A 19,555-nucleotide genomic window follows, 5' to 3' on the forward strand; every position below is an offset into this window, starting at 1 on the left:
ATTATTGTTTATTTTTGATGTAATATTCAGAGTCTATTTCTTCTTCTTGAAAAGTCATTTCCTTTTCCACTAATCTATCAAATTGGTAATGATTTCTTAGTAGGATTTTCCTAGAATTATCATTTCTTGGGTCTATTTTAGCTTCGATGATTTCTAAGTTGATTTGTTCGAAACCGAATTTTTCTACTTCTAAAATAGCTTCTGGCACATATCCTTTCCCCCAATAATCTGGATGGAGCATATAACCTATTTCGGCTTTGCATTGTTCTGGATAGAAATTGACATAGCCAATCATCCCAAAGATTTGTAATGGGTCCTCGATATTTGAAATAGCCCAATTGATAGACTTGCCTTCAGTGATTCCGCTAGTTAACACTTCTATCATAGCCGACGCATCTTCTACTGTTTTTGACCGAGGTCTTGGGATGTAGCGCATCGCTTCTTCGTTTCCTCTAATTTTCATGAGCGATTCAGCATCTGCTGGCAGCACTTGTCTTAACAACAACCGTTCGGTTTTTAATTCAGGAAATGGATTAAAATTGAGGTTTAACATGGGTTGAATTTACAGTTTTTTAGTTGATGAACTTCTACTTGGCTTTAGCTAATTAAGTTAAATCAGAATTAAAAGTAGGCACTAATTAATAATAAAATTCATAATTCCATTTCGCTCCTAAGCCGTCATTTCGACGATAGGAGAAATCTAACAGGTTACACTTTCTTTTTGCGAGATTTCTCCTATCGTCGAAATGACGAGAGTTTAATAAACACAGAAAAAAATAAATTAGATTTCCGCTTCGTCATCGGCTTTAGCCAAATCAAACCCCAAACAAAGTCTTATAAATAGAGTAACTATAATTATCTGGTACTTGACTAGCCCTAAAAGGAACGTTAACATCAAACAATTCTGCAATTTTAGCCTGTAGCTCTTCTAGAAAAATAGGTTTCACCTCCTCCAAATAAACATCAGACAACACCAATTTCCTCGAATTAAAATGCACCTTACCATCAGCCATAGTTTTTACGATAAAAAGATTAGGCTCTACGCCAGCTCTGCCCGATTGCCTTTCATAAGCATAAGTATAAATTAAGGTTTGTATCAAAGCCTTGTTGATGCTTTTTCCATTGGTATCAAAAAGCTTTTCGATGGCAGAAAAAGTCAATTTATCGCCGCCTGTTTTATAATCTACAATACGGACCACACCATTTCTTTCATCTACCCTATCAATAAAACCAAACAGTTTAACCTGTTCTTTTTTTCCGTTCAGCTCAAATTCTAATTCCGTGCTAATTTTTTCCTCCAAACTTAAGATGGTAAACGGTGCATCGGCCTCATCTCTGTTTAAAATGATTCCTGCATAAGCTTCTACAATAGCCAAAATCACTTTCTGCATACCAGAATACTCCAACGTGCTTTCTTCTTTGTTAGTCATCACAAGGTTGAATGCTTTTGCAACCATTTGTTTTATACCTTTTCTTTTGAGTTTGATGACTTCTGGAGTGACCTCTTTATTGATTTCATTTTCGTAGAAATACTCCATCACCTTGTGCAAAATTGAACCAATCTGGTTAGCTTCAATCACGGCAGTTACTTCTTCCGGCTCCTTAATTTCCGCAATGTAACGGAAGAAAAAATCTATTGGATTAGAAATGTACATCGTTAACGCCGAGGGCGATAGCACCTTTTCTCCGCTCAAGTATCGCTTTAAGGCCTTTTGGATATTTTCGTCGTTTTTATCAATCTCGATAGCTTGCTGAGGTGCTGTGCTAACTGGCAAGTTTAATGCACTATAATTGAATTTGAAGTTACTTTCATACTCTAGCTGTTTCAAAATCCTGCTCACTTCGCCAGTGTTACTTTCATCAGTCAAACTATTATAGACAAAATTGATATTCTTTGCTCTTTGCAATAGACGATAAACCATATAAGAAGAAATTGCATCCAAATTCTCTAGTACTGGCAAGCCATAAGCTCTACGAATACCATCTGGAATGAAGCTATTTCCAATGGAAGTTTTAGGGATAATCCCTTCGTTAAAGCCTAAAAATACGATATTATCAAAGTTGAGGTTACGACTTTCTAACAAACCCATCATCTGTACACCTTTCAACGGGTCTCCACTTAAGGGCACCGAAACAACTTGCAATGATTTTTGAATGAGTTGTACCACAAAGTGAAATTCTTCATCCTGCACAAAATCTTTTAGGGTGTCATTCAAACGGGTTAACTCCTCAATTGTCTTTACAAATAAATCTGCATCAATCTTTTTTAATGATTTTTGAGAAGATAAACGCGTTAACAAAAACCTCATCACATCAAGCAGCTCGCTTACTAAACCTGAAGGTTCATCTACTTTGTGATAAAATTTCTCGAAAATGCCACCTTGCTTTTGCAGACGAGCTAAATCGACGTTTACCACATTATCCTTCAATAACGCTTCTTGAATATTTGATTTCAGTTTGGCACTTAACCCTGTGAGCGGGTGCGTTACAAAAGCTTCGAGGGTTTGGTAAGTTACTTTGTCATTTTCTTTGAGCTCCAACTGGGTTGTCAACCATAAATCGGCCAAGCCAAAAACGGTAGAACTTGCCAAAGCAAAACCCATGGTCACATTCAAATCTATCTCATCATTGAGAGTTTGCAAAGCAGGCATCAACAAACTTTCATCGGCTAAGATAATGGCAGTTGTACCAATTTCTTCATCAACATCTTCGTTAATTTCAACTACCTGATTTAAGATTTTAGCCTGCGCACTTTGACCTTGAACTTTGTAAACATTTACCAAATGTTGTTCCGAACTAAAAGTATGGTTATGTGTTTCAAAAACATTTTTCAATCCAAGCTGATGTAAGTTTTTACGCAAGAACAAACCTGCTTCCTGCAGCTCATCTTCTACATAATAAGCATCCGTATCAAAATAAAATAGAGCCTTGTCCGCTTCTTGCAGTCGTGTAAAGACCTTCGCTTCAGCACGAGTCAGCGCATTAAATCCAACGAAAATAATCTTCCCTTTTTCAAAAGATTTGATAAAATCTAGAGCAGTTAAATCTGTGCCTGCCAATTGACGATAGACTCGTCCATTGGTGATATAATTTTGCGCTTTCAACTCTTCGTGAAAACGATGATATAGCTTTGGCATTCTGCGCCACATTTTAATAAAAAGCTCTTGCTGCTTTTTATGTTTCCCTTCGCTGTACGATTGCCAAAATTGTGCTAAAAATTCATATTGTTCTTTAGACAAATAATCGAATTCTAGGTTGATTTCAGCGACTTCTTCCATCTCCTGATACAGCTTATCTGCATCTACCAAATCGTTGTCTATTTGCGCAAAATCGCTCAGCATAATTTTAGCCAAGGGAAAAAACTGACTACTTTTCATTGGCAATAAACCTTCGTCCGCCAAAAGCTGATTATATACTTTCAATAGCGTGAAAAACTGCAAATAGAAATCAGCATTTTTTTCTTGTACACTGCCTGAAAAAAATTGCTGTATGGTGTAAATAGACGGACTAAAAAATGGCTTTTGAATAATATCTGCCAAATATTTTCGCAAATAAGTAGCAGGCCTATTGTTATTGAAAACGATAGCACAGTATTGTAAATCATCGCCAAACTTGGCAACTAAATCTTGAGCAACTTCTTTTAAAAATGGGGTCATTTTAATTTACGTATTTGCGAGTACAACGCAGTAAAGCGAAGTGGACTCTTTTTCTTTAACTCAACTGTAGTTTATTAAAGACCGCTTCATTTGTCACAGCGACGATAATAGGAACGTCTTTGCGAGGAGGAACGACGAAGCAATCTCTTTTTAATTAAATATTAATCTCATCAAACAAATCTTTCCATTCAGGATTTAAACTCTTTATCAATTTAATTTTAGAGAGCCTACTTGCTCCCTTAATTCTCTTTTCTTCAGCGATAGCATCTTCAATTGTTGGATAAAAACAATAGTAAACCAATTTATCACAATTAAATTTCGCTGTAAATCCCAACGAATACTCTTTATTTTTGTGTTGCAAAATTCTAGATAGAATATCTGACGTTACACCAGTGTAAAGTACGGTATTCAATTTATTTGTTATTATATAAACCAATCCACCTCTCTCCATATTTTCAAATCAGCCTTTTGCTTAGAGACTGCTTCGTACCTCGCAGTGACGACCTTGATTAAACCTCCCTTAGTTCTTGCTTAACGGCATAGAACAGATAGCTTTTCACTTTACCAAAACCCATCTGTGTTAGCAAATCCTTATAGTTTAAAATCTGCTCGATGTGTTGGTCCGTTTGTTCTAAAGTAAATTTGTAGTCGATAATGGTTACGCCATCTGCATGCACCACAATCCTATCAGGGCGATGCAATTTTCCGTCTGCATCGATGATATTCTTCTCAATAATATTTTCTGTGGATTGTGCTAAAATTGCTTTCAATTCTGGATGGTTGAGCACTTCCATCACACCGTCTCTCAATCCATCAAATTCATCCTTAGCAATTACACCTGAGAGCAGCATTTCGTTCAAGCAATCTTCCACTTCTTGGGCTGTAGTGGCATTTGCCAAAACTTCGTGTTTTATAGAACCAACCCGACCAGACTGCTCAATGTTGAGCACATGTTGTAAATGTTTTTCTTGTGACGGAACATACAAAGCCGACAAACGATTGGTCGTTGGATATTCTTCCAATTCGAAACCATTATTGTCTTCGGCTTTTTCAGGTTCAATTATATCTGCTATAATCTCATATCGATTGGTAGCTTCAAAGCCCTCTTCTTCACCAACATTTAACTGATTAATTACCTGTGCTAAAGCATCGCCAACCGAAGTGATATTCGAAGCATCTTTCTTTTCCATCACCGATAGGTACAGATAATCCTTAGACCTTGTTGTGGCTACATAAAGCATATTCAAAGCATCTAAATTACTATCTAACACTTCTTTATAATAGGCTTTGGCCACACTCGAATTACTCAAATCGTCTTCAAATTTTAGCGGAATTCCACCTAGTTCTTTATACGCAGTTTCGGCAGCCGAAACCCAAAAAATAGAATTGGCTTTGGTCTTTAAATCCCAGTTACAAAAGGGCACAAAAACCGCTCTAAAGGCCAACCCTTTTGATTTATGAATAGTAATAATTTGAACCGCATCAGCTTCGTCTGGCGAAGGCAGCGATTTCTTCACGCCATCTTCATCCCACCAAGTCAAGAAATTGACGATACCTTTTTCGCCCATTCGAGTTGCATTGGCAACTAAATCTCTAAAAGCTAGTAAGTAAGGAATATGTTGTTTCAAACCTGCAATACCATAAGCTTCTATCAGGTTTTCTACCAATTCTATCAATGGTAATTGCATCCAGTTTTGCCAATTTTCGCATAGCGATTTCGGAAGTAGTGCGGACAAATCGGTCAAAGATTTCCCTGTTAAGCCCAAATAAGCCGTTGGCGATATCTCTCTAGCATGCAAACGATGATAGAGCGAAATGCAATTTGCTTTGTAAAGTGCTGTTTGTTTGTCTATTCCTACCAAAATTTTAAGCGTATTGATAATCAAATCAATTGCATTATTATTTGCTATCATTAAAGCTTCGCCAGATAAAACTGGGATATTTTGCTCCATTAAACGCGTTACACAAAGCATTGCCTCGAAGTTAGAGCGAACCAAAATGGCTATATCTTTAGCTTGATAAGCTTTCTCCGTTTGTAGCACTTTGATTTCGTCAATCACATCTTGAAGAGCGATTTCCCTATAAACTGTTTCTGTAAAACGTTCTTCCGCTCGTTCTTCACCTACATCAGCTTTGCCAAAACGCTTAACTTTGATGGTACCACCTGATTTAGTAAATGGCGATAAATTCTGTTTCGCTTTTCCGTAAACCGAAGTTACAATATCGCTGTAGCCATTTTCATCCCACCATTCCAGTAATTCATCTGATTTTTCGGTAACGTTGGTGTTCAACTGGTTTTGCACTACCAAAGGCAGCGCTTGGTACAGATAATTATTAAAAGTGATGATATTTTCGGTGCTTCGGTAATTTTCTTCTAGATTCTCATCCAGCACATTATGCTCGCCAATTTCGTGTTTGGCCTGTTGATGCAAGATATTCCAATCGCCGTTGCGCCAGCGGTAAATAGATTGCTTGGTATCACCAACAATTAAATTATCGATGTGTTTTTGACTTGGCGAAGCAATGGCGTTGGATAAAATGGACCGAAAACTTTTCCATTGGTTAACGGAAGTATCCTGAAACTCGTCGAACAAGAAGTTACGGTACTTGCTACCCACTTTCTCCCAAATAAAGGACGGATTATCTCCAGCGTCATCGGTAATTCCAGTAATTAATTTTTGTGCATCACTGATAAGCAAATTGTCGTTTTCGTTACGATAGTCGCTCAATAAAACAGCCACCTCTTGCATTAAACGCAAATAATAAAGGTTTTTGTTAAAAGCGATGGATAAGCTGTAAGTTGCTAAATTTTGCTCGTGATAAGTCTTGATATTGCCCAATTGAGCATTCAATTCGCCATAAAAAGCTGGCAGATCAATGCCTTTTTGAAACCATTCATCCGGTTCATCAATGAGTTTAAATACCGCATCTAACTTGGAAAAATCTCCATCCGAAATATTGCGAACTTTTAATAATCCATTTCTAGATTTTCCTTTCAGTTGCTCTACTAAAATGCCGTGATTTTCGAAAACTTGCCATGCTGATGAACCCAACTCTTTCAATCTATTTTGAAATTGATTGATTTCTGCTTTAGTAACACTGATGTAGTTTTTAAAAAGTTCATCCAAACTCGACAAACCCAATGCATTAATTGCAGTTTCAAAAACCTCGTAACTATCTTTAAAAACCTCGCTAATTAAGTTAACGAGCTCAGATTTATAATTCCAACTTTTGTTCTCTCCAATGCGTTCTAAAGCCAAATCAATAATCCATTGTAATAATTGTTGGTTATGATTTAAACTTTCATCTAGCTTCTGCACCAACTCATCTTTCACCTTGTCGTAGTTCATCTCCAAGGTGTAATCTGCATTTAAACCAAGTTCAAAAGCAAATCCACGAATTACTTTTTGTACAAAGCCATCAATGGTACTCACCGCAAAGCGACTATAATCATGCAGAATTTTACGATAAACTTTGTCGGCTTTAAGCTTTAAGCTCTCTGCACTAAGCTCAGGATGTGCAGCCAAAACAATCACTCGATAATCCTCAATTTTCTTCGAAGCATCGCCCATGGCAAAACCTTTGAGTACTTCGAGAATACGGGTTTTCATTTCTTCAGTAGCCTTGTTGGTAAAGGTTACCGCTAAAATTTCCCGATATTTATTATCGCCACTAAAAAGTAGAGTAAGGTAATGTGCCGCCAAGCTGAAGGTTTTCCCAGAGCCCGCCGATGCTTGTAGTATTTTGAGTGGTTTTACAGCCATGAAGTGAAGTTAACCAAACTCCATCAATCAACAAATTTATTGAAACGCTTTAGGCTGGTCTTCTTTGCACCATTCTGCCCAAGAAGTTGGTGTTTCGTACAAGCGAATAGCCTGCAAAATAAAACCATCATGTTCAAAAGCAGTCTGTAATTTAAACTTCATATCGAGCAATAAATTTTCGCAAGTGGGCTGGAAAGCAACGAAGTGCACCTTCTCAGAAATGGCATAACAACTTGCTCGTAAAGACGCAGGAACAGCTTCGTTAAGCACCAAAGCATGGTCATATTTATCGATGATTTTTTCGGTGACGATTTTTTTGAGCTGGCCAAAATCTATCAACATACCACATTTTACATTTTGAGGATCTTGGTTAGCATAACCCGAAACCGTAACCTGCAAGCGATAGGTATGTCCGTGGATGTTTTTGCAAGGCCCATCATAATTAAAAAGCGCATGCGCCATGTCGAAAGTAAATTCTTTTGTAACTCGTATCATCTGATTTTGCATAGCGCCAAATTAGCTCAAGCAAAGCCGAAGAAAAATGAGCCACATCAGATATAAAAGTTACTTCAAACAAATAAGTTTTAGGATTTCTTTTCGCCTTTTTGTTGCGCCTTTGCAATTGCTTTTTTATTGATACGCTCTGGACGTTTTTCGATATCCACTTTATAGCCCAACAAATCTCTGATCACTACCGATGCACAAACGCCACCAAAAGCAGCGGGCAAATAAGACACAGTACCGTAAGCCGACCTTTTAAAATTGCTCCCATCAGTCATAATCAATGAATCTTTCATTATTTCTTCGATAGAAAACACAGCTTTGATGGTACTTGCATTGCCTAATTTCTTCAAACGCTTACGTACATATTGTGCAAAAACACATTGATAGGTATCGGGCAAGTAAGTAGTGCGAATTTTGGTTGGATCCATTTTTCCACCAGCGCCCATAGAACTCACTATAGGTAAATTGAACTGCAAAGCTGTAGAAAGCAAAGTAACTTTCGGCGTAATGCTATCGATGCAATCCATCACGTAGTCGAATTTGGCGGTCAAAATTTCTCTACACCTTTCGGGAGTTAGAAAGTCTTCTACTACGTGTAGCTTTAGTTCTGGATTAATGGCCAGCAAACGTTCCTTCATTATTTCAGCTTTGCTAACCCCGTGATTAGTTGCTAAAGCGGGTAATTGTCGGTTCCTGTTACTTGGATCTACCACATCTCCGTCTACAATGGTCATTTCGCCAACACCACTTCTGCAAATAAACTCTGCGGCAAAAGAGCCAACACCTCCCAAACCAATTACCAATACATGTTTTTGTTGCAACAGTTTAATTCCTTCGTTGCCCACCAATAACGCCGAACGCGATAACCAAGCTAAATCAGACATCTACTTAAGTAAAAAGTTAAAAATAAAAAGTTAAAAGATAGGATGGCGCACACCCAAACAACCAACAAACCAAACAACTATAAACCAATTTTCTTCCAATTCGCAAAAATAATATCTTTCAGTTCATCCAATGATATTTTTTTTATTTCGGCCACTTTGGTATAAATTTCTTTAATATCAACCACAGCTTCATCTGTTTCTAGAAAGAATGGATGTTTTGTCTTTTCTATAGCAAAAGCTACTTCTTCAGATTTTAAAACCGCAGCGCCAAACGACAAATAAAAACCTTGATTAATCAGTTGCTCTGCCATTTCATGCTTTTTATTAAAGCCGTGTATAATCATTGGAACGCTAGGTTGTAAACGTTTTTTCAACGCAATCAATTCATCGAAAGCTTTTACACAGTGCAGAATTAATGGCTTTTGCAGTTCTTCTGCCAAGGTAACTTGATCTTCCAGTATTTGCAGCTGGCTTTCCATTGTTTCGCCTTTCAACTTATCCAAGCCACACTCGCCGATCAGCTTTACATTTTTTTGCCGAGCCAAAACGCTTAAATATTTCATGTTTTTAGGCAATTCCTCCAATTTCCCATACCAAGGATGAATACCAATAGAAATAGGTTTGGTCTTAGGCATGGCCAAAAAAGTGCTTTCGGTTAAAGAAAGACTTTGGATGGCAACCACTGCTCGTTCTTGTTTGGCTTGATGGGTATGGATATCTAGAAACATGCTCATTTACTGCAAAGATAAACAAATGAACATTGCAAAAATTTACTCTACAAAAACAGTAGTCTATTCTTGAAAGGTGTATATTTGTAGCACTTATTATTTATCTTAATTTAAAATGATGAAGAGATTTCTGTTTCTTTTGATAGCCATGAGCATTGGTGTGGCAGGTTTTTCGCAAACTCAACCACAAAAAAATGAGAGTGCTGGCGTTAAAATTTATAATCCTACGGCAAATGCCCAAGCAGATATTGATGCTGCAGCAGCGAAAGCCAAAAAAGAAAACAAACATGTTTTTGTACAAGTTGGTGGCAATTGGTGCGTTTGGTGTATCCGTTTTCATAATCTGGTAGAAGAAACTCCTGAATTGAAAAACTATCTAAACAGCAACTTTGAAACTGTCTTGGTAAATTACAGTCCAGAAAACAAAAACGAAGCGGTATTAAAGAAGCTTAAAAATCCAGGTCGCTTTGGATTTCCTGTATTCTTGATCCTAGATGGAAATGGCGAAGTGATACATATACAAAACTCAGGGTATTTGGAAGAGGGAAAGGGTCACAGTGCGAAGTTAATTACAGATTTTTTAAAGAATTGGACCTACAAAGCGGTAAATCCAAGTTTGGCAAAATAAAAAAAGTCCCGAAAGATTATTTCGGGACTTTACTTTTATAAGTCTATTCTATAATCCGTCTCCGTATTTGAAGATATCATTTACAGAAACTGGCAATTTACCCGTCGGCAATAGTTTCTTAGTAAAAACCGAAGCCGCTGCTTTTTGCATAAAATCTTCTTTCTGATAAGCCACTACGATAGATCTCGCCATCTCAATTCCTGGTAGGTTTGCCAAGTTGTAAGGATTAGCAAAGAAAGCCACCATCGCATTTCTAGCGGACAAAGTGGTAATCAAATCTTTCGCATCTTTACCCAACGGAATGTTATTTCCAGGACGAGTTCTAGTATCTACAATAGCTAATACAATTTGGTCATCATCTTTGATTTGTTTGATGATGTTAGCAACCGTAGCTGCGTTCGCACTTCTATCTACGTTAAAAGCAATAGAGTTTTTGTAAGTACCTACAATTTCATTTTGGAAAGTTGTCGCTTGCGCAGTTCCAACATTGATGATTAACGTTCTTTTCTTAGGTGTTAAGCTCGAAATTCCATCACGACTCTTTAGCAAAGTCATACTGGCATCAGCTAATTGTTGCACCAAGGCCTGGCTTTCTGGTCGATTAATATCTTCTACAACATTATTTTCGTCGATCACTGGCTTTACATTTAAACCAGCCCAATACTTAGCAGTTAGCACTTTTTTCACACTTTCATCAATGCGTTCCATGCTGATACGCTGGTCTTTTATCGCCTCTTTAATTTTTTTAACCGCTTGTTTAGTATCGTGAGCCAATTCTAAAATATCATTTCCAGCAATGATTCCCATTACTTCCGCTTCGCCATCTTTATAGAATTTGGTCACCCCTTTCATATCCATCGCATCAGAAATAATTAAGCCTTTAAAGCCTAATTCATTTTTCAGCAAATCGGTAACAATTGGTTTAGATAAAGTTGACGGCAAGTTAGGCGTAGCATCTAACGAAGGAATATTCATATGAGCAATCATCACGCCTGCAGCACCTTTTTTAATCAGTTCTTTAAACGGATAAAGTTCCAAAGTATCTAAACGCTCTTTGGTAAATTTCAGCTGTGGTAGGTCGTAGTGCGAATCTACATCAGTATCACCATGACCTGGAAAATGTTTAATGCTAACTAAAAGCCCACCTTCTTGCATACCTTTTAAATAAGCTGCACTTTTCTCGGCAACGTTGTATTTATTTTCTCCGAACGAACGGAAATTGATTACCGGATTTTTAGCATTGTTGTTTACATCAACATCTGGTGCCAAATTCATTTGTATACCTAGTCTTTTGAAGTCTTTGGCAACTTCCAAACCCATTTTATACAACAATTCTTTGTTTTGTACGGCACCTAATGCCATTTGATAAGGATAAGAAACGGTACTATCTAAACGCATTCCTAATCCCCATTCTCCATCTATAGAAATGATTAGCGGAACTTTAGATTTACTTTGATATTTATTGGTTAAAACCGCTTGCCTAACCGGACCTCCTTGAAAAAATACAACACCGCCTAATTTCTCTCTCTTAATTACTTTACCAACAGAATCTTGATAAGCTTTACTTAAGTTAGTGTGCGCTCTTACAAAGAACAATTGTGCAATTTTGTGCTTGGTGCTCAGTTTATTAAATACAGAATCTACCCAAATTGGTTGCTGCTTTAGCAAATCTAGATAAGATGGCTGTTGAGCATTGGCTTTTCCCATAGCCAAAAGGGAAACGATACCGAATGCGTAAAGAAATTTCTTGTTCATTTTGTGTTGAAAATTTTGGTTGTTCTTCTCTACAATTGCAGTTTATTGCGGAAAATCCTTTAAAGATGCGTAATCAATTCGTTCTTGCCAATTATTTGCCTTACATTTTTATAAAGCATCATAAAAAATACACCATAGGCGATTTTCAAAACAGCATTGTATCAATTTCAATACACTACAGGCGGTTCTAAAGTTCACGAAAAAGCAGTTAAATATTTTTCTCAAACCATTAAAAATCTGCCTCTTACATACTCTAAAAAGGGGTAACACCTCGTCTTGCAAATAATCTACTTTCTTATTTGGCACATTTATTTGAGAGGGCTTATCCAGAATGAAGCTGCTAAAAAAGGCTTCGTCAACATCAAAAAACAAAAAATTAAAGAAATGAAAAAGATACTTATCCTAGCATTAGGTTTGTTCGTTACAGGTCTTACAGCAAACGCTCAATCAACAGACAGTTTCATTAGATTAGGTATTAAAGGTGGTGCTAACTTCTCCAACATTATTAAAGACGATGGCAACAACGATTTCAAAACAAATTACTTAACAGGATTTAATGCCGGTTTAACTTTAGACATCAAATTATTGGAAAACTTAGCCTTTACTCCAGAGCTTTTATACTCTACTAAAGGTTACAAAACAGAGACGGTTTTCGGTAATTTTACTCAAACTACTCACTTTATCGATGTGCCTATTTTAGCAAGCATTAAGTTAGCAGAGGGTTTTAACGTAGTTGCTGGACCACAAGTTTCGTTCTTAATGTCTACCAATAATAAGTTTGAGAATGGATTTGGAACAGCTCAGCAACAAATCGTTGAAGACGAATCTGACCGCTTTAAAAAGGCAATTGTTGCAGGTGTAATTGGCGCTCGTTTTGACTTTAACAACAAAGTTGGAATCTTCGGTCGTTATGCATTGGATTTCCAAAAAACGAATGAGAATGGAGATAGAGTTACTCCAGAATTTAAAAACCAAGTATTCCAAGTAGGTTTGGGACTAAAATTCTAACCGATTGATCGGTTTCAACATAGATCGAAACCCCCATTAAGCGTTCGCTTATCGGGGGTTTTTCTTTTTATTAAAACTAAACTGGAAGTTATGAGGTTATTCTATAAATCTATTTTTAATCACTTAAATTATAAAACGATGAAAAATACAGATCTTCCAAAAAATAATGGCTCGATGCATAAGAATTCGATAGCCGACAGAGCACACTACGATGTAAAACAAGACAAGAAGATGAATGGCATTACCAATGCCGGAGGGCAACGTTCCGATCAAACTTCCAACAAAGACAACGAGCGCAAACGCGGTCAATAATGAAAAAGGCATGGATAACTTCCATGCCTTTTTTTGTAAAGCTCCCTTTACATGTAATTATCTACATCCTATTTTAATATCTTTAAGGAAAATTATCCTTTTTGAAATAGCCATGTTTCCAAAAATGTTATAAAGATGAAGAGAACATCGCTATTCCATATTAAAGCTGAAAATATCATTATCAACATATGAAACTTCAATTCTCTAAACAACCTTTAAAATTGCTCCTAATGCTAGTGGTTTTAGTTGCTTCTGGCTTATTAATGAGCCATTGCAATATTTCCTCTAACAATGCAGACCTTACCGAAAAAAACCTAAAATCTGAAACTATAGTTACTGGTTTAAATATGCCATGGGCGATGGCTTTTTTACCTGATGGAAGAGTTTTGGTAACGGAAAGAGGAGGCAAATTACGTCTCGTAAAGGGCAATCAATTAGACCCACAAGAAGTTGCGGGCATACCAAAAGTTTACTATCGTGGACAGGGTGGTTTGTTAGATGTGGTATTACACCCAAATTACAAAGAGAACGGTTGGATTTACATCAGCTATTCGTCTCCTAAAAAAGAAGGCGAAGCAGGTGAGGATAATGGCGCAAACACGGCTTTGATGCGTGCAAAGTTAGACGGTCATCAATTAACCAATATCGAGCATTTATACAAAGCTAGTCCAAATGTTAGAGGTGGCGTTCACTTTGGAGGAAAAATTTTATTCGATAACAAAGGCTACGTTTTCCTTTCTTTGGGAGAACGCGGACAGAAAGAAAATTCTCAAAACCTGAGCAAAGCACAAGGCAAAATGGTTCGTTTACATGAAGACGGAAAAATTCCTACAGATAATCCTTTTGTGAAAACCAAAGATGCTTTACCTGAGATCTGGAGCTATGGACATAGAAATCCGCAAGGTTTGGTGATACACCCAGCTACAGGAACCATTTGGGCACATGAGCATGGTCCACAGGGTGGAGATGAACTAAATATTGTAGAAAAAGGCAAAAATTACGGCTGGCCTTTAATTACTTACGGTATCGATTATGATAATTCTATCATCTCCGACAAAACCGAAGCACCAGGCTTAGAGCAACCGGTAATTTATTGGAAACCTTCTATCGCTCCATGCGGAATGACTTTCGTTAACAGTCCTAATTTTAAGGATTGGAACGGAGATTTATTGGTGGGTTCATTGAAATTTCAAAACTTGGAGCATTTAATTATCAAAGGAAATAAGGTAGTAAAGAAAGAAATCATTTTTGATAAAATAGGTAGAGTAAGAGATGTAAAGCAAGGACCTGATGGCAATATCTATGTGGTAATAGAAAGCTCTGGTTCTATCGTTAAAATTAGTCCGAAAGCATAGCATGAAATTGTTGACCACCCTAGGTTGCGGAGCGATCTACGCCTTTACCTTTTTTTCTAATGTACAAGAAGATTTGAGCGCAAGTATTTCCAGAGGAAAAGAACTTTACAAAGAAAGCTGTATCACTTGCCATCTAGCCAATGGCGAAGGCGTAAAAGGTACATTTCCTCCTTTGGCAAAAGCTGATTTTTTAACGAAATACCCTGAAAAATCTATCTATGCGGTTAAGTTTGGAATGAGTGGCAAAATAACAGTAAACGGCGTAGCGTATAATAATGCGATGCCTCCATCAGGTTTTGGGGATGATGAAATTGCAGATGTGATGAACTACATCAGGAATTCTTTTGGGAATAAAAATACACAATTGGTTACCGAGAAAATGGTAGCAGCGATAAAAGAGAAATAAGATTCTCTTAAATTATTTTTGAGTTAAGAACTTCAGCTAATGCCAGAAATTTCCAATATTTTTGCGCATACAATGATGGAGCTAGCATAGCTAGGACCAATGAAAAGCCTACTTTCAATAAATGTTGTTTGTTGCTTTTTATAAGGCATAGAAATAGTCTTGAGGAAGCGCATGCCACTGCTCCTTATCGAATAAATAAGCACACGTAAAAAGCTCAATGGCTTTTTATTGCACTACGGAAATCTTTGCAGATTTCATTTCTGAAATTTAAACTTGTTCTGTCCTTTGCTATCGCCTGTAATTAAGGCTCTGCTTTAGAGAAATTTAAACCAATTGATGAGATTTTAGACTTTCTAAATATCGCTTCCTTTGGAATAATAATTTTTGAGATTGAGTAGTTTTTGTCTTCATAAAATTAGTTATAGATGGTCTGTTTTCGGCTTATTTATTCAATCAACCCTTATATTAAAAATACGCAATCTTTCTAGCATTGTCAGTCATTTTCCAACTCCTTTTAGAAGTACTTATAGGCTTTTCACCCCTTTTCATAGCCATAACATCAGAAAATTTAAAGCTTAAGGGAAACTATTAGTTTATCCTTTTGCGAAGGTAAATTTTAAGATCAAAAAAAAAATTTACATAGGCTTTAGGCCTATGTAAATTCCTCTTTTCGATTTTACCCAAATTAATAGGTCAACACAACATCATCTATATTCGCTCTCATTCTGTTATTTGTGCTTCTAAGGAAAGACTGGTTAACAATCTTCACTCTCACATTTTCTGTTGGCCCAGCATTTACCGTATACTCCATTTCTGTGAAGCTACCTTTAAGTCCAACTTTAGTTCCTAGTGATGTCCAGGTTACTCCGGCGTCTTTAGAAATCAATGCTTCTACCGCATAGTCTTTTCCATCACCGTCTCCTTCGCCAAGCTTGGTGCCACCAAATAAAAATTTGATAGATTTCAGTCCCTTCACATCAAATAGCGAGTAGATATGGCCACCACCAGTGTTCTTTCCCCTTAAACGTACGGATCCTACACCATTTCTCAGGTCATTTACTTCAACAGGACCTAGTACAGAAGCATCATTAAACACCCAACTACCAGAAGCAAGATTAGTAAAAGTTTGATCCCCAGAAGCATAAGAAGCTGGGCCTCCCATTTCAAAATCTTCTACGATGGTCTTTATTGTTGGAACTGCATATTTAACGATGTCACTACCCGTTCTAATTCTAATTTGAAGGTTGTTTTTGAATTTGGTAAGGTATCCCGTTACCGATAAGGCACTATCTGGAACCGTGTAGTTTAAGCGTTTACTAACGTGAAGTTGAATCGTATTACTCGTTAAGGAATCTTTAAAAACAAAGGTAGAATCATCTATTGTAGCAGTTTTTTTAAGGCTCTTTAACTTAACTAATGTAGATGACCAATCAGCATAATTGGTCGTAGCCAGTGCAATAGTTGTTTCTCTGGGAGTAAGTGTAGCCGCAGAAATTCTATTTGCGAAAATAAGGGGCACATTCCTCAAAACGTAGTCTCCATCTACAATTTGTAGATTTTGTTTAGCCAAGTAAACATTCAGAAAATCTCCTGATTTGAAACTATGTGGCACATCAAAACGAATCCTAATACTTTTATTGATCACTGAATCTTGGAGGATAACTGTGTAACTATCTTCTTGAGACACGTTTGAAATCACCTGTCCTGCAACTGTGTAGCCATCCGGAACTACTTTGCTCTCCGTAGAAGTTAAAGATAATAGCGAGCGCAAGGTGCCTATATCTGTAGCTTGTTTAGGCGCTGAGAATGTAGGTTTTTCTTCTTTACAGGAAGAAATACTAATGATGGTCAAAAGGCAAAAAGCCAATAATTTGATATATTTTTTCTCATAACTTATATTTTTAAATTTTGATTATGGGTCTAAGGGATCTGTTGAATCCATGTAAAGGGATGGAAGAACAGGGATGTATTCTAAATCGATTTCTGAGGTTTTTTTAAGCGAAAAAAAAGGCACATGGCCAATTTCACGGATGCACCTATCCACGAACAAAGGGTCGGCAATTTTTGCGGCTTGTTTTTTATCAGTAGTGATCAATATTTTTTTGCCTATTGGAAAACCATATCTGTATACAATTCTGTTTGCATTACGGAGATTGGTTGTGGTATGTCTGGCATGAGGTTCCATGATGATAGCTTTCTCTGGGATGTTGTAAAGCGTCATTAATTCCTTTTTCATCTCTATAGCCTCGTTATAAGGCGTTTGAAAAGGGTGCACATTACCTCCTGATATCATAATAAAAGGAGCCAAACCACTATTATATCTTTCGACAGATGATTTTAATCGCTTCTTAGCATTTTCGCTAAGCCTCTCATTTGCTTTCGGTCCATTACCGGGCACTAAAATCACAGCATACTCATAGTCCTTCCATTTGGTACGCTGTAGCTGTTCAAATGCTTTCTTATTTTCGCCAGCTTCCATAGGTTCATATCTAGCAGCCTCGTCTCGTTTGTTAATCTTTAAAAGATGCATAGCCATGCGCAAGGAAGGTTCAAAAAACAGTTCGCTTTTATCGCCCTCCTTAGCAATACCTGTTTTCTCATAAAGCTGTGCTACCAAATTCTTATAATTTTCAGATTTGATATCATAACTGGCAGAATCTATCTCGCTAAATTTACCTTTAAGTCCGAAACCATAAACCTTGTATATATGATTTAAACCGTACAAAGCCTGTTCTACAACACTCACAAGAAGTACGCTGTCTTCCTCTCCATCAAAACGATTAAAATATTGGGATGGCCTTAAATGATTGCTGATCAAACTTTTGAAGGAATCTCTGTTTTTCGAAAAAACATCTCCTAATGAACTCTTTACCTGCTCGATATCTCGGGCAGAAAACATGATATCTTTTAGGTAAGACAAGCTCTTTGATTCCTTGATATCTTTGCTAAGCAGTCTGTTCTTCTCTACAACAAACTGATTAAATGCACTCGATTTCAGGAGGATATTTTTGATATCCTCCTGTTGCTGAAAAAGTGTTAAAATATAAAAGTTTTTATCTTGAACTAGGTTTCCGCTGGATATAAAACGATAGTCTTTCTTGACAGCTTGTGAAAATACGCTTGTCGTGATCAGCAAAAATATGAGTAATACGAACAGTAACTTTTTCATATCAGTAGTTTGGATTTTGAGGGAAACTTTGTGCATTGTTCATAATCTGTACCTCAGTTAAAGGAATTGGATACAAAAACTGCCAGTTTTGAATGGTTAAGCCTACCTTCTTCATTGCCTCGATAGCAGTATTAGTCCTGATAAGGTCAAACCATCTGCTCCATTCTAAAGGAAGCTCCAATCTGCGTTCTTGATAAACAGCATCTCTAAAAGACACCTTATCGGCTAATAATGCTCCGGTAAAAAGAGAGGTATTGGCTCTAAAACGAATTAGATTCAAAGCTTCCATAGCACTGCCATTAGCTTCATAATTTTGCTCATTAAGAGCTTCAGCATACATTAGCAACACATCTGCATATCGCAAAATTGGAAAGTCATTACCTACATTATTCGTATTTAGATCAAAGGTGTCGTAGTATTTTTTTACTGGGTTTCGCGTATTAGATGATAGGGTATTTAGTAAATCTCTACGAGTATCCGTTGCAGCATAGCCACTTAGAAGCGCAGCATCCAGAACCGGTCCATCAAAATAGGTAGGTATAGCACGTCCTTCACCAACTACAGATTTATTAAATCGTACTGCAAAAATGATTTCGTTGTTCATTTTGTTATCTGTAGCAAATACACTAGATACGTTATCTAGAAGAATATAAGTTTTACTATCTATTACCTCTTTTAATACGGTAGAGGCTAAAGCATATTTTTGTTGTGTTAAATAAACTTTACCCAAAAGACTTTTTGCTGCACCTCTTGTCGCTCTCCCTAAATTATCACCTGTAAAAGTAGCAGGCAGATTTTCGGCAGCAACCTTTAGATCATCCTCGATAGCTTTATAAACCTCACTCTTGTTATTTCTAATCACTTTGTAAGATTCTTCTGGAGAAATGGGAGAAAGAACAAGCGGAATATCTCCCCAAAACCTAACTGCATTAAAATAGTTTAGGGCCCTTATAAATCGAAGTTCACTTTCGTATTGTGACTTTAGTGCACTATTAGCAACCACATCTATTTTCGAAAGCGCAGCATTGCAACGGTAGATTGTGTTATAAATGCTTCTCCAAGATTCTAAGAATACAATGTTGTCCGAATTCGCTAAAAAACGGTCAACATTGTAATCTCGACCAGCATTGCCGCCAGAGTTGTTATCCGAAATATTATCGGAACGCGTTTCCATCATGGTAATAAAGTGACCACGGTATTGGCTTCCGCTTTGCAAACTTGCATAACAACCACTTAAGGCATTTTTGATATCATCTGAGGTTTTGTAAAATGAGGCAGAGGTAGGGTCAGATTGAGGTACGATATCTAAAAATTTCTTGCAAGAGCATAAGCTGATCATCAGCAAAAAGCATATTAAAAGCTTAATTTTCGAGTATTTTTTCATAG

16 protein-coding genes are annotated in these 19,555 nt (G+C 37.0%); 5 read left to right on the forward strand and 11 right to left on the reverse strand.

Annotated elements, in window-relative coordinates; all coding sequences use genetic code 11:
* Position 1: 1 nt before the first annotated feature.
* From CRO54_RS16865 to CRO54_RS16895, 7 genes are all read right to left on the reverse strand, one after another.
* Positions 2–553, reverse strand: a complete 552-nt coding sequence (locus CRO54_RS16865; protein ID WP_097133263.1) for a GNAT family N-acetyltransferase — start codon at positions 551–553, stop codon at positions 2–4.
* 262 nt (positions 554–815) lie between these two features.
* A complete protein-coding gene (locus CRO54_RS16870) occupies positions 816–3,656 on the reverse strand; it encodes a PD-(D/E)XK nuclease family protein (protein WP_097133264.1) in 2,841 nt (946 codons plus the stop codon).
* A 154-nt stretch (positions 3,657–3,810) separates the two neighbouring features.
* Positions 3,811–4,107, reverse strand: a complete 297-nt coding sequence (locus CRO54_RS16875) for a GIY-YIG nuclease family protein (RefSeq protein WP_097133265.1) — start codon at positions 4,105–4,107, stop codon at positions 3,811–3,813.
* A 58-nt stretch (positions 4,108–4,165) separates the two neighbouring features.
* Positions 4,166–7,420 carry a UvrD-helicase domain-containing protein gene (locus CRO54_RS16880; RefSeq protein ID WP_097133266.1) on the reverse strand — a complete coding sequence of 1,085 codons (3,255 nt, stop codon included), beginning with the start codon at positions 7,418–7,420 and terminating at the stop codon, positions 4,166–4,168.
* Between the two features lie 36 nt (positions 7,421–7,456).
* Positions 7,457–7,915, reverse strand: a complete 459-nt coding sequence (locus tag CRO54_RS16885; RefSeq protein ID WP_097133775.1) for a 6-pyruvoyl trahydropterin synthase family protein — start codon at positions 7,913–7,915, stop codon at positions 7,457–7,459.
* Positions 7,916–8,004: 89 nt separating this feature from the next.
* Complete coding sequence (locus CRO54_RS16890) at positions 8,005–8,808, reverse strand: tRNA threonylcarbamoyladenosine dehydratase (RefSeq protein WP_097133267.1); 804 nt, start codon at positions 8,806–8,808, stop codon at positions 8,005–8,007.
* Between the two features lie 77 nt (positions 8,809–8,885).
* Positions 8,886–9,542, reverse strand: a complete 657-nt coding sequence (locus CRO54_RS16895; RefSeq protein ID WP_240775164.1) for a TatD family hydrolase — start codon at positions 9,540–9,542, stop codon at positions 8,886–8,888.
* A gap of 112 nt (positions 9,543–9,654) precedes the next feature.
* Between CRO54_RS16895 and CRO54_RS16900 the strand changes: the two genes are divergently transcribed.
* On the forward strand, positions 9,655–10,164 hold the full coding sequence (locus CRO54_RS16900; RefSeq protein WP_097133777.1) for a thioredoxin family protein: 510 nt from the start codon (positions 9,655–9,657) through the stop codon (positions 10,162–10,164).
* 48 nt (positions 10,165–10,212) lie between these two features.
* Here the strand turns inward: CRO54_RS16900 and CRO54_RS16905 are convergent, their stop codons facing one another.
* The gene (locus CRO54_RS16905; RefSeq protein ID WP_097133268.1) at positions 10,213–11,919 is read right to left on the reverse strand and encodes a glycoside hydrolase family 3 protein; all 1,707 of its coding nucleotides are present in this window, start codon (positions 11,917–11,919) and stop codon (positions 10,213–10,215) included.
* 384 nt (positions 11,920–12,303) lie between these two features.
* Between CRO54_RS16905 and CRO54_RS16910 the strand changes: the two genes are divergently transcribed.
* The 4 genes from CRO54_RS16910 to CRO54_RS16925 all read left to right on the forward strand — a co-directional run bounded on the left by CRO54_RS16910 (position 12,304) and on the right by CRO54_RS16925 (position 15,000).
* Positions 12,304–12,927 (forward strand): porin family protein, encoded by a 624-nt coding sequence (locus CRO54_RS16910; RefSeq protein ID WP_097133778.1) that lies wholly within the window; start codon positions 12,304–12,306, stop codon positions 12,925–12,927.
* Between the two features lie 138 nt (positions 12,928–13,065).
* The gene (locus CRO54_RS21255; protein WP_171047959.1) at positions 13,066–13,239 is read left to right on the forward strand and encodes a hypothetical protein; all 174 of its coding nucleotides are present in this window, start codon (positions 13,066–13,068) and stop codon (positions 13,237–13,239) included.
* 188 nt (positions 13,240–13,427) lie between these two features.
* Positions 13,428–14,594, forward strand: a complete 1,167-nt coding sequence (locus CRO54_RS16920; RefSeq protein WP_097133270.1) for a PQQ-dependent sugar dehydrogenase — start codon at positions 13,428–13,430, stop codon at positions 14,592–14,594.
* Between the two features lies 1 nt (position 14,595).
* Positions 14,596–15,000 (forward strand): c-type cytochrome, encoded by a 405-nt coding sequence (locus CRO54_RS16925; RefSeq protein WP_097133271.1) that lies wholly within the window; start codon positions 14,596–14,598, stop codon positions 14,998–15,000.
* Between the two features lie 685 nt (positions 15,001–15,685).
* Here the strand turns inward: CRO54_RS16925 and CRO54_RS16930 are convergent.
* The 3 genes from CRO54_RS16930 to CRO54_RS16940 are packed head-to-tail and all read right to left on the reverse strand — an operon-like array spanning position 15,686 to position 19,553.
* Complete coding sequence (locus CRO54_RS16930; RefSeq protein ID WP_138765865.1) at positions 15,686–16,867, reverse strand: DUF5689 domain-containing protein; 1,182 nt, start codon at positions 16,865–16,867, stop codon at positions 15,686–15,688.
* A gap of 45 nt (positions 16,868–16,912) precedes the next feature.
* Positions 16,913–18,169 (reverse strand): YdcF family protein, encoded by a 1,257-nt coding sequence (locus tag CRO54_RS16935; RefSeq protein WP_171047958.1) that lies wholly within the window; start codon positions 18,167–18,169, stop codon positions 16,913–16,915.
* Between the two features lies 1 nt (position 18,170).
* Positions 18,171–19,553, reverse strand: a complete 1,383-nt coding sequence (locus tag CRO54_RS16940) for a RagB/SusD family nutrient uptake outer membrane protein (protein ID WP_205944025.1) — start codon at positions 19,551–19,553, stop codon at positions 18,171–18,173.
* Positions 19,554–19,555: the final 2 nt, after the last annotated feature.

This window comes from Pedobacter xixiisoli (genome assembly GCF_900215335.1).
GTDB lineage: Bacteria > Bacteroidota > Bacteroidia > Sphingobacteriales > Sphingobacteriaceae > Pedobacter > Pedobacter xixiisoli.